We start from the raw sequence: 11,092 nt of genomic DNA on the forward strand, positions 1-11,092 counted from the left end.
GTCTGGCAGTGTGGCACGTATGTGCGGACGGTATGCGGCGAGTCGTCGACCCGAGGATCTCGCGGGAATCTTCGAGATCGAGAAGTGGGAGCCCAAGGAGAGCTTGGAGCCCGACTACAACGTGGCCCCGACCAAGGAGGTCCACGTCGTCCTGGACCGTGCTCTGAAGGACGTCGAGGACCCGAAGCCGGTTCGCCAGTTGCGGAAACTGAAGTGGGGTCTCGTCCCCTCCTGGTCCAAGACGCCCGAGGGCGGCGCCCGGATGATCAACGCCCGCGCGGAGACCGTCCACGAGAAGCCCTCCTACCGCCGCGCCTTCAGCACCCGGCGCTGCATCCTGCCCGCCGACGGCTACTACGAGTGGGTCACCGGCAAGCAGGAGCGGGACCTGGAGGTCGAGGGGCGCAAGAAGCGACCGCGCAAGCAGCCGTACTTCGTCACTCCCGCCGACGGCTCCGTGTTCGCCATGGCCGGGCTCTACGAGTTCTGGCGGGACAGGACCCTCCCCGACGACCACCCGCAGGCGTGGTGGGTGACGTGCTCCGTGATCACCACCGAGGCCGAGACCGCGCCGCTCGCCGTCGCCCCGGCCGACGGCCCGCACGCCCTGGCCGACATCCACCCCCGGATGCCCCTGATGCTCACCCCGGACCGCTGGGACGACTGGCTCGACCCCGCGCGCACCGACCCCGACGAGCTGACCTCCCTCCTGGCCCCGCCGCCCGCCGGACTGATGCGGGCCTACCCCGTCTCGACGAGCGTGAGCAACGTCCGCAACAACGGGCCGGAGCTGCTCAAGGAGCTGGAGGCACCGGAAGAGGGCACACTCTTCTGACGTGACGGATGCGACAGAGGCTGTGACAGAGACGGTCGAGACGGATGCGGGTCCCGCCCGCATCACGTGGCACCCGGCGAAGCGGCCCCGACTCGTCCTCGCCGCGAGCCACGGCGCCGGCGGCGGCATCGAGGCGCGCGACCTGAAGGCGCTGGCGGCCGCACTGCCCGAGCACGGGGTGAGCGTCGCCCTCGTCGAGCAGCCCTGGCGGGTGGCCGGCAAGAAGCTGGCGCCCGCGCCGAAGACCCTGGACACCGGCTGGCGGGGCGTCTGGCCCGCGCTCGCCGCGCCCGGCCTGCCGGTGGTCTCGGGCGGCCGCAGCGCGGGGGCCCGGGTCGCCTGCCGCACCGCGGCCGAACTGGGGGCCCACGCCGTCCTCGCCCTCGGCTTCCCGCTGCACCCGCCGGGCAAGCCGGAGAAGTCCCGCGCCGACGAGCTGCTGGGGGCCGGGGTGCCCACCCTCGTCGTCCAGGGCGGCAACGACCCCTTCGGCAGACCGGAGGAGTTCCCCGAGGCGCCCGCGGGGACCTACGACCTGATCGAGGTGCCGTACGGCGACCACGGCTTCGCCGTGCCCAAGCGGGCGGAGATCAGCCAGGAGGAGGCGCTGGAGCTGATCACCGACGGCGTCCTGAAGTGGACCGGCTCACTCGGCTGAACGCCCGGGAATGACCGGCGGACGGCCGCTGTTGTGCGGTGCATACGTTGCTGAGAATCAGCACCGACGCCGTAGGAGAGGAAGTCCGCCGCATGGGTTCAGCCTTCTGCCCGAGTCGCAGCAGCCGCGCCGACCTGGACTGGACCGTGCTGCACGCTGCCAAGACCGCCCCTATTCGGGCGGCGGGCGGACCGGATCGGCAAGCGTCCCCGACCGCAGGTCGTCTATCCTCCGATTCGAGTGAGACCGGTCTCGGTTTCACGACGACATCGGAGGAGGTGGGTCCGGTCACTGGGACCGACGCAGGGACCGAACACGGCCAGGCGGAGCAGCCCGAGGGCCGGGGTACGGGCGCGGAGTCGACCGCGGAGCGCAGCGCGCGCTTCGAGCGGGACGCGCTGGAGTTCCTCGACCAGATGTACTCGGCCGCGCTGCGCATGACGCGTAATCCGGCCGACGCCGAGGACCTGGTGCAGGAGACCTACGCCAAGGCGTACGCGTCCTTCCACCAGTTCCGCGAGGGCACCAACCTCAAGGCGTGGCTGTACCGCATCCTCACCAACACCTTCATCAACTCGTACCGCAAGAAGCAGCGCGAACCCCAGCGCAGCGCGGCCGAGGAGATCGAGGACTGGCAGCTCGCGCGTGCCGAGTCGCACATGTCGACGGGTCTGCGCTCCGCGGAGTCGCAGGCGCTCGACCACCTGCCCGACTCGGACGTGAAGCAGGCGCTCCAGGCGATCCCCGAGGAATTCCGTATCGCCGTGTATTTGGCGGACGTCGAGGGCTTTGCCTACAAGGAGATCGCAGACATCATGGGGACACCCATCGGAACGGTGATGTCCCGGCTGCACCGTGGACGCCGTCAGCTGCGCGGCATGCTGGAGGACTACGCCCGCGACCGCGGTCTGGTCCCGGCCGGCGCCGGAGAGTCGAACGAAGCGAAAGGCTCGGGGTCATGAGCTGCGGAGAGCCGCACGAGACGGATTGCAGCGAAATCCTCGATCATCTCTACGAGTTTCTCGACAAAGAGATGCCGGACTCGGACTGCGTGAAGTTCGAGCACCACTTCGAGGAGTGCTCGCCCTGCCTGGAGAAGTACGGGCTGGAGCAGGCCGTGAAGAAGCTGGTCAAGCGATGCTGCGGCCAGGACGACGTGCCGGGTGACCTGCGCGCGAAGGTCATGGGCCGACTGGACCTGATCCGGTCCGGGCAGTCCGTGCCCGAACACGACGTGACGGCCGCGCCGTCGGCTCCGCAGGAGTCCTGAGTCGTTCCTGAGCGTCCTCGGTCGTTCCTGGCCGAGCGTCCTGAGGCGTTCAGAAGTCACTCGTACGTGCTAATCCGCGGGTTATCTGCCCGCGGCCTCCCACCGCCGTCCTAGGCTCCGGAGCCTGACAGACGTGGCCGGGGGAGGGGCTCATGGACGCGGTACCGGCGCGGGCACGTGTGTACGTCGCCGGTGTCGTCCTCGCCGCCCTGCTCTGCCTGCGGCCGCTGCCGTCCGTGCACGCGCCCTGGTGGGCGGTGGCGCTGCTCGCCGGACTGTACGCGGGTTCCGAACTCGTCGCGCGGTCCCGCTTCGTCGGGACCTGCTATCCCGTCCTGCTCGCCGGTGCCTTCCTGCTGCCGCCCCCCGCCGCCGCGCTCGTGGCCCTGCCCGGAGCGCTGCTGTCCCCGGTGCCGCGACGCCCCTTCGGCCTGCGGCGCCTGTGGCGGGCCGCCCAGCTGACCCTCGCCGTGTGGGCCGCCTCCTGTGTCCACTGGCGGCTCGGCGGCCGGGACGCGGTGGTCGAGCCCGCCTTCCCGTACGCCCTGGTGCCGGCCGGCGCCGCGGTGCTCGTCTTCTGCCTCGTGCTCACGGTGCTGGACGGCGGCATCCGCGCCCTCGCCGACCACGTGCCGCCGAGCCGGGCCTGGCGGGGGCTGCTCTCCCGGTCGCTCGCGCCGATCGCCGTGCACGGGCTCGCCGGGCTGATGATGGCGGTCCTGTGGCGCAGCCCGTACGGTCCGGTGTCCGCGCTGCTCGTGCTGCTGCCGATGTGCGTGGCGTGGTGGGCCTTCGCCCAGTACCACCGCGAGCGGGCCGCGCACCAGGCGACCATCCGCGCCCTGGTGCAGGCCGTCGACATCAAGGACGGCTACACCCGCGGCCACAGTGAGCGCGTCGGCCAGGCATCCATGATGATCGCCCGCGAGCTGGGCATGGACGACGAGCGCGTCGAGACCCTGCGCTTCGCCGGGATCCTGCACGACGTGGGCAAGCTGGGGGTGCCCACCCGGCTGCTGCGCAAGGACGGGCCGCTGACGCCCGAGGAGCGGCGGGTGATCGAACTGCACCCCGAGTACGGGCACGAGATGGTGCGCGGCATCCGCTTCCTGGGGGAGGCCCGCGCCGCCGTCCTCCACCACCACGAACGGCTGGACGGCAGCGGCTACCCCTACGGACTGGCCGGCGACCGGATCCCCGAGTCGGCCCGGGTGGTGGCCGTCGCCGACGCCTTCGACGCGATGACGTCCACCCGCTCCTACAGCAGGGCCCGCCCCGTCGCGGTGGCCCTGGAGGAGCTCCAGCGGTGCGCCGGGGGCCAGTTCGACCCGCGGATGGTGCGGGCGCTGGTCCACGTCCTCGGCCGCCACGGCTGGCGCCCGTCGGTGACGGCGGACGGCACTCCCGCGTTCCCCGCCCCGTCCCCGGGCCGTGGCGAGGGCGCACGGGACAGCGTCGGCAGGGGCGCGCCATGACGCCCTCGCCACCACCGGCCCAGCCCCCGCCGCCGATCGCCCCGCTCCTCGTACCCGGCTGCGCCGGGATCCTCGCGCTCGGGTGTCTCGCCTCCGTGCTGGGGTCGGGGCCGGTGCAGCGGCCCGTCGCGCTGGCCTTCGGGGGCCTGGTCGTCCTCGGTGAGCTGACCCGGCGCACCGGCGCCGAGGCCCGGGAGGCCGCGCCGCTCGGAGCCGCGGGGGCCCTGGCGTACGCGCTGCTCGGGGACGTCGCCGGGCAGCCCGCGCAGCACGGCGTCGCCCAGACCGTCACCGTCGTGCTCGCCGCCTCGCTGCTCGGCAGCGTGCCCTACGTCGCCCGCGGCAGTGGACCGGTCCTCGACCACCTGGCCCGACGGGTGCTCACCGTCGGCTTCGCCGCCGTGTGCTACCGGCCGCTGTCCCAGCAGGACGTCTTCGACGACTGGAGCGGTCCCGCCCACGCGCTGCTCCTGCTGGCACTGCTCGCCCTGACCAGCCTGTGCGACGCCGTGCTCGCCGCCGCTCCCGCGCACGCGCGCACCGGGTGGCCCTTCGGACCGCTGCTGCGCGAGGAACTGCGCGGCATGGTCGGGATCACGTCGGCGGTGTGCGCGACCGGCGCGGTGATGGCGCTCGCGGTGAGCGTCGCGGGACTGTGGGCGCTCCCCGTCTTCTGCGTGCCCCTGCTGCTCGCCCAGCTGTCCTACCGCCGGTACGCGGCCGTCCGCGCCACCTACCGGCAGACCATCGCCTCCCTGGCCCGCGCCACCGAGATCGCCGGGTACACCCCGGCCGGGCACGCCCGCCGCGTCGCCGGACTCGGGGTGGCCGTCGGACGCGACCTGGGGCTGTCCGGGGCCGAGCTGACCGTGCTGGAGTACGCGGCCCTGATGCACGACATCGGCCAGCTCAGCCTGGTCGACCCGGTCCCGGCGGGAGCCACCGCCGGGCTGCCCGTCACCGAGCAGCGGCGGATCGCGCTGCTCGGCGGAGCCGTCGTCCGCCAGACCGGCGTCGACGCGGCGGTCGCGGTGGTGGTGGAGCGGCAGGCGGACCCCTGCCGGGAGCAGCCGGTCGCCGCGCGGATCGTGCGCGTCGTGAACGCCTACGAGGAGAAGGTCCGGGACGCGGGTCCGGGCGGCGTCCTGACGGCCCTGGAGGAGCTGCGCCTGGCCACCGCGGGCGACTACGCTCCCGAGGTGGTGGAAGCACTGGCCCGAGTCCTTTCCCGGGGCAGCCTTACCGGGCCCTTGGCTGGGTAACCCATGGGTAATGAGCGCCTCTGCAGCCGTACGTGGTTTGATGCCCAGGAGAGGGTGTCCGGGGGCGCGAAAGGCACAGCCAGCCCACTGAACGGAACTGGCAGGCGGGAATCGTGAGGATCTTCGGCAAGGCACGGCACCGGCCCTCCGCCTCCTGGCGGCAGGCCACCGACCGCGCGTTCACGCTGATCGGCGACGGTCGCTACGAGGACGCGGGTGCGCTGCTGACCCGGGCGGCCGACCTGGAGCCCTGGCTGTCGGAGTCCTGGTTCAACCTGGCCCTGCTGCACAAGTTCCGGCACGACTGGGAGCAGGCCAGGGCGGCCGGCCTGCGGGCCGTCGCACTGCTCGACCGGGACACCGGAGCCCCCGACTGGTGGAACGTCGGCATCGCCGCCACCGCCCTCCAGGACTGGCCGCTGGCCCGCCGGGCCTGGCAGGCCTACGGGCTGCGCACCCCCGGGGACGCCACGGACGCCGGTGAGCCGCTCGGCATGGACCTCGGCAGCGCGGCCGTACGGCTCTCCCCGGAGGGCGAGGCCGAGGTGGTGTGGGGGCGGCGGCTCGACCCCGCCCGCGTCGAGGTGCTGTCCATCCCGCTGCCGTCGTCCGGGCGGCGCTGGGGCGAGGTCGTCCTGCACGACGGGGTGCCGCACGGAGAGCGGACGACCAGTGCCGGGCACTCCTACCCCGTCTTCGACGAGATCGAGCTGTGGGCGCCGTCGCCCGTGCCCACCTGGGTGGTCCTCCTGGAAGCCGCCACCGAGGCCGACCGGGACGCCCTCGAGCAGCTGGCCGCCGACGCCGGGTTCGCCGCCGAGGACTGGTCGTCCTCCGTGCGGCTGCTGTGCCGGATGTGCTCGGAGTCCCGGATGCCGTCCGACGAGGGCGAGGGCGAGCACCTCGACCCGCACGACCACAGCGAACCCGGACACCCCGGGCCCCTGGGACACCGCACCGACGGGCAGCTGTGGGTGCCGGAGCGGGAGTGCGGGGTGGCTGCGCCGGCTGGGCTGGTGAAGGGGTTGCTGGACGGGTGGGTGGCGGACAGTCCTGATTCCCGGGACTGGCGGGACCTGGAAGAGGTCTGCTGAGCGGCCCCGTAGTCTTTGTCAGGACGCTCCAGCAGCAGTCGCCATCAAGCATCACCCTTGGTTGTACGAGGAAGGCATACGTCGGTCATGGCCCAGCAGGACACCGATCAGCAGCACCCGGGCGTGCTCCCCGTGGACGACGAGGGCTTCGTCGTCGACACCCAGGACTGCGAGGAGCGCGAGGCCGACTGGCGTGGGCGCGGCACCTCGCGCCCGATCACGGTGGTCGGAAACCCGGTGCTGCACAAGGAGTGCGAGGACGTCACCGACTTCGGCGAGGAGTTCCAGCAGCTGGTGGCCGACATGTTCGCCAGCCAGCGCACCGCCGAGGGCGTGGGCCTGGCCGCCAACCAGATCGGCGTCTCCAAGAAGGTCTTCGTCTACGACTGCCCCGACGACGAGGGCGTCCGCCACGTCGGCGTGGTGTGCAACCCCAAGCTGGTCGAGCTGCCGGCCGACCGCCGCCGCCTGGACGACAGCAACGAGGGCTGCCTGTCCGTGCCGACCGCCTACGCGCCGCTCGCCCGCCCCGACTACGCCGAGGTGACCGGGCAGGACGAGAAGGGCAATCCGGTCAAGGTGCGCGGCACCGGGTACTTCGCGCGGTGTTTGCAGCACGAGACGGACCACCTGTACGGGTACCTGTACATCGACCGGCTCTCCAAGCGCGAACGCAAGGACGCGCTGCGGCAGATGGCCGAGAACGAGCCGCGCTACCCCGTGGTCGCGAACGACTGACACCGCCTCACCCGTCACACATCTCCCTTGCGCACGGCGCCCGTTCGGGTCTTCCCCGAGCGGGCGCCGTGCGTCTGTGCGCGTCGGTGTTCATCCATGGAAAGCCGTCACACAACAGGAGAATTCCGGCATCGAGGGGTAGTGAATGGAGCAAATCCGTTCCCAGAACGGTCAGTTGTGGTGCTGAATGGGAAGTGCGGGGATACGCAACGGCGCACGCCCCGCTCAGCGAGAGGAGTGCGCCACCGGCGGCTGAGAGGGGTTTGTTCGTGCATGCTTTCTCACACGGCACCACAGCGACACCGACCGCGATCGCAGTACCGCCATCGCTCCGTCTCCCGGTGATCGAGGCGGCATTTCCCCGGCAACTGCACCCGTATTGGCCCAGGCTCCAGGAGACCACCCGCACCTGGCTGCTCGAAAAGCGGCTCATGCCGGCGGACAAGGTCGAGGAATATGCCGACGGCCTGTGCTACACGGACCTCATGGCGGGCTACTACCTGGGCGCCCCCGACGAGGTCATGCAGGCGATAGCGGACTACAGCGCGTGGTTCTTCGTCTGGGACGACCGGCACGACCGCGACATCGTCCACGACCGTCCCGGCGCCTGGCGGCGACTGCGTGGCCGACTGCACACGGCACTCGACTCACCCGGGGACCACCTGCACCACGAGGACGCGCTGGTGGCCGGGTTCGCCGACAGTGTGCGGCGGCTCTACGCCTTCCTGCCGGGCAACTGGAACGCCCGGTTCGCCCGGCACTTCCATGCGGTGATCGAGGCGTACGACCGGGAATTCCACAACCGCACGCGCGGAATCGTGCCCGGCGTGGAGGAGTACCTCCAGTTGCGCCGGCTCACCTTCGCGCACTGGATCTGGACCGATCTGCTGGAGCCGGCTTCGGGCTGCGAACTCCCCGACGCCGTACGGAAACACCCGGCATATCGCCGGGCGGCGTTGCTCAGTCAGGAATTCGCCGCCTGGTACAACGACCTCTGCTCGCTGCCCAAGGAAATAGCGGGCGACGAGGTCCACAATCTCGGAATCAGTCTCATCACCCACCATTCACTCACACTGGAAGAAGCCATCGGAGAAGTCAGGCGACGCGTCGAGGAGTGCATCACCGAATTCCTCGCCGTGGAGCAGGACGCCTTACGGTTCGCCGACGAACTCGCCGACGGGACCGTACGCGGAAAGGAACTGAGCGGCGCCGTACGGGCGAACGTCGGCAATATGCGGAACTGGTTCAGTTCCGTCTACTGGTTCCACCACGAGTCCGGCCGGTACATGGTCGACAGCTGGGACGACCGGTCCACGCCCCCGTACGTCAACAACGAAGCGGCAGGTGAGAAATGACCGTCGAGTCCGTCAACCCCGAGACCCGGGCGCAGCCGGCTCCGGAGCTGCGCGAACCGCCCGTCGCGGGCGGCGGCGTACCGCTGCTCGGCCACGGCTGGCGGCTGGCCCGCGACCCGCTGGCCTTCATGTCGCAGCTGCGCGACCACGGCGACATCGTGCGCATCAAGCTCGGCCCCAAGACCGTCTACGCGGTCACGAACCCGGAGCTGACCGGCGCCCTCGCCCTGAACCCCGACTACCACATAGCCGGTCCGCTGTGGGAGTCGCTGGAGGGCCTGCTCGGCAAGGAGGGCGTGGCGACCGCCAACGGACCGCTCCACCGCCGCCAGCGGCGCACCATCCAGCCGGCGTTCCGGCTCGACGCCATCCCCGCCTACGGGCCGATCATGGAGGAGGAGGCGCACGCGCTCACCGAGCGCTGGCAGCCGGGCGAGATCGTCGACGCCACCTCCGAGTCCTTCCGGGTCGCCGTGCGCGTCGCGGCCCGCTGTCTGCTGCGCGGGCAGTACATGGACGAGCGGGCCGAGCGGCTGTGCGTCGCGCTCGCCACCGTCTTCCGGGGCATGTACCGCCGGATGGTGGTCCCGCTCGGACCGCTGTACCGGCTGCCGCTCCCGGCCAACCGCCGATTCAACGACGCGTTGGCCGATCTGCATCTGCTGGTCGACGAGATCATCGCCGAGCGCCGCGCATCCGGTCAAAAGCCGGACGATTTGCTCACGGCATTGCTGGAGGCGAAGGACGACAATGGCGACCCGATCGGGGAACAGGAGATCCACGACCAGGTGGTCGCGATACTCACCCCCGGCAGTGAAACCATCGCGTCCACGATCATGTGGTTGCTCCAGGCACTTGCCGACCATCCGGAACATGCCGACCGCATACGCGACGAAGTCGAAGCGGTCACCGGCGGACGTCCCGTGGCATTCGAGGACGTCCGGAAGCTCAGGCACACCGGCAATGTCATCGTGGAGGCGATGCGTTTGCGTCCCGCCGTATGGGTATTGACCCGGCGCGCGGTGGCCGAGAGTGAACTCGGTGGCTATCGCATTCCGGCCGGTGCGGACATCATCTACAGTCCGTACGCAATCCAGCGCGATCCGAAGTCGTACGACGACAACCTGGAGTTCGATCCCGACCGGTGGCTTCCGGAACGCGCGGCGAATGTGCCGAAATACGCCATGAAGCCGTTCAGTGCGGGCAAGCGGAAGTGCCCCAGCGACCACTTCTCGATGGCGCAGCTCACCCTGATCACGGCCGCGCTGGCCACGAAGTACCGCTTCGAGCAGGTGGCGGGCTCGAACGACGCGGTCCGGGTCGGCATCACACTGCGCCCGCACGATCTGCTGGTCAGGCCGGTGGCTCGGTGACGAACTGACGGCTCAGGCGGCGGCCTCCGGGCCCCGGAAGGTGCGCCGGTAGGCGTGCGGGGTGGTCCCCAGGGCCCTGGTGAACTGGTGCCTCAGGGCCGCCGCCGTGCCGAAACCGGCGCGCCAGGCGATCGTGTCCATCGTCTCGTCCGTCGCTTCCAGCAGCCGCTGGGCCAGCAGCACGCGCTGGCGCAGGACCCAGCGGTACGGGGTCGTCCCCGTCTCCTGCTGGAAGCGGCGGGCGAAGGTGCGCGGGGACATGTGCGCCCGGACCGCGAGCTGTTCGACGGTGACCTCCTCGTCGAGGTGCTGTTCCATCCAGGCCAGCACCTCGCCGACGGTGTCGCACGAGGAGCGCGGCAGCGGCCGTTCGATGTACTGCGCCTGCCCGCCGTCCCGGTGCGGCGGCACCACCATGCGCCGGGCGATCCGGTTGGCGACCTCCGGCCCCTGCTCCTTGCGCACGATGTGCAGGCAGGCGTCGATGCCGGCGGCGGTCCCGGCCGAGGTGATCACCGGGTCCTCGTCGACGTAGAGCACGTCGGGCTCGACCTGGGCCCGCGGGTGCTGGCGGGCCAGCTCGGCCGCGTGGTGCCAGTGCACCGCGCACCGCCGCCCGTCCAGCAGGCCGGCGGCGCCCAGCACGAAGACGCCGGAGCACACGCTCAGCACGCGGGTGCCCCGGTCCGTCGCCCTGCGCAGGGCCTCCAGCAGCTCGGGCGGGTACTCCCGGCGGACGAAGTCGGAGCCGGCCGGCACCGCGATGAGGTCGGCCTCCTCCAGCCGCTCCAGGCCGTACGGCGTGGAGACGGTCAGTCCCCCGACGTGGGTGCTCAGCTCGGGCCCCTCCGCGGAGACCACCGCGAAGTCGTACCCCGGCAGGCCCTCGTCGCTCCGGTCGATGCCGAAGACCTCGCAGATCACGCCGAGTTCGAAGGGATGCGCACCGTCCAGCAGGACGGCGGCCACGTTCTGCAACATGCCGCCAGTGTGCCTCGTCGGTGGCAGGAAATCGAGGTCTTACGGCAGTCC

The 11,092-nt window shown here is 71.2% G+C and carries 11 protein-coding genes; 10 read left to right on the top strand and 1 reads right to left on the bottom strand.

Annotation, left to right across the window (positions count from 1 at the left end; genetic code table 11):
* The first annotated feature begins 19 nt into the window (after positions 1-19).
* The 10 genes from IE258_RS03775 to IE258_RS03820 all read left to right on the top strand — a co-directional run bounded on the left by IE258_RS03775 (position 20) and on the right by IE258_RS03820 (position 10,060).
* On the top strand, positions 20-835 hold the full coding sequence (locus IE258_RS03775) for an SOS response-associated peptidase (RefSeq protein ID WP_159324305.1): 816 nt from the start codon (positions 20-22) through the stop codon (positions 833-835).
* 22 nt (positions 836-857) lie between these two features.
* Complete coding sequence (locus IE258_RS03780; RefSeq protein ID WP_189738846.1) at positions 858-1,493, top strand: alpha/beta hydrolase family protein; 636 nt, start codon at positions 858-860, stop codon at positions 1,491-1,493.
* A gap of 278 nt (positions 1,494-1,771) precedes the next feature.
* A complete protein-coding gene (sigR, locus tag IE258_RS03785) occupies positions 1,772-2,455 on the top strand; it encodes an RNA polymerase sigma factor SigR (RefSeq protein ID WP_003973756.1) in 684 nt (227 codons plus the stop codon).
* Entirely contained in the window at positions 2,452-2,763 is a 312-nt protein-coding gene (gene rsrA / locus IE258_RS03790; RefSeq protein ID WP_007444529.1) for a mycothiol system anti-sigma-R factor, read from the top strand. The genes sigR and rsrA overlap by 4 nt, the downstream gene beginning before the upstream one ends.
* Before the next feature lie 152 nt (positions 2,764-2,915).
* Positions 2,916-4,238: an HD-GYP domain-containing protein gene (locus IE258_RS03795; RefSeq protein ID WP_189738849.1), complete on the top strand. Its 1,323-nt coding sequence runs from the start codon at positions 2,916-2,918 to the stop codon at positions 4,236-4,238.
* On the top strand, positions 4,235-5,500 hold the full coding sequence (locus IE258_RS03800) for an HD-GYP domain-containing protein (RefSeq protein ID WP_189738852.1): 1,266 nt from the start codon (positions 4,235-4,237) through the stop codon (positions 5,498-5,500). The genes IE258_RS03795 and IE258_RS03800 overlap by 4 nt, the downstream gene beginning before the upstream one ends.
* A gap of 113 nt (positions 5,501-5,613) precedes the next feature.
* Entirely contained in the window at positions 5,614-6,594 is a 981-nt protein-coding gene (locus IE258_RS03805; RefSeq protein ID WP_059300660.1) for a tetratricopeptide repeat protein, read from the top strand.
* An 87-nt stretch (positions 6,595-6,681) separates the two neighbouring features.
* Positions 6,682-7,332: a peptide deformylase gene (gene def, locus IE258_RS03810; RefSeq protein WP_087807313.1), complete on the top strand. Its 651-nt coding sequence runs from the start codon at positions 6,682-6,684 to the stop codon at positions 7,330-7,332.
* Between the two features lie 269 nt (positions 7,333-7,601).
* On the top strand, positions 7,602-8,687 hold the full coding sequence (gene cyc1 / locus IE258_RS03815) for an epi-isozizaene synthase (protein ID WP_189738856.1): 1,086 nt from the start codon (positions 7,602-7,604) through the stop codon (positions 8,685-8,687).
* Positions 8,684-10,060, top strand: coding sequence for a bifunctional albaflavenone monooxygenase/terpene synthase (locus tag IE258_RS03820; RefSeq protein ID WP_189738859.1), 1,377 nt, complete (start codon positions 8,684-8,686; stop codon positions 10,058-10,060). The genes cyc1 and IE258_RS03820 overlap by 4 nt, the downstream gene beginning before the upstream one ends.
* 12 nt (positions 10,061-10,072) lie before the next feature.
* Here the strand turns inward: IE258_RS03820 and IE258_RS03825 are convergent, their stop codons facing one another.
* On the bottom strand, positions 10,073-11,041 hold the full coding sequence (locus tag IE258_RS03825) for a GlxA family transcriptional regulator (RefSeq protein ID WP_189738862.1): 969 nt from the start codon (positions 11,039-11,041) through the stop codon (positions 10,073-10,075).
* Positions 11,042-11,092: the final 51 nt, after the last annotated feature.

Source organism: Streptomyces tendae (assembly GCF_014650435.1).
GTDB classification, from domain to species: domain Bacteria; phylum Actinomycetota; class Actinomycetes; order Streptomycetales; family Streptomycetaceae; genus Streptomyces; species Streptomyces tendae.

What these genes read in the sequence shown, in the direction of transcription:
- IE258_RS03775 (WP_159324305.1), top strand. Translation starts at nt 20, where the DNA reads ATGTGCGGACGGTATGCGGCGAGTCGTCGACCCGAGGATCTCGCGGGA.
- rsrA (WP_007444529.1), top strand. Translation starts at nt 2,452, where the DNA reads ATGAGCTGCGGAGAGCCGCACGAGACGGATTGCAGCGAAATCCTCGAT.
- IE258_RS03795 (WP_189738849.1), top strand. Translation starts at nt 2,916, where the DNA reads ATGGACGCGGTACCGGCGCGGGCACGTGTGTACGTCGCCGGTGTCGTC.
- IE258_RS03800 (WP_189738852.1), top strand. Translation starts at nt 4,235, where the DNA reads ATGACGCCCTCGCCACCACCGGCCCAGCCCCCGCCGCCGATCGCCCCG.
- def (WP_087807313.1), top strand. Translation starts at nt 6,682, where the DNA reads ATGGCCCAGCAGGACACCGATCAGCAGCACCCGGGCGTGCTCCCCGTG.
- IE258_RS03820 (WP_189738859.1), top strand. Translation starts at nt 8,684, where the DNA reads ATGACCGTCGAGTCCGTCAACCCCGAGACCCGGGCGCAGCCGGCTCCG.
- IE258_RS03825 (WP_189738862.1), bottom strand. Translation starts at nt 11,041, where the DNA reads ATGTTGCAGAACGTGGCCGCCGTCCTGCTGGACGGTGCGCATCCCTTC.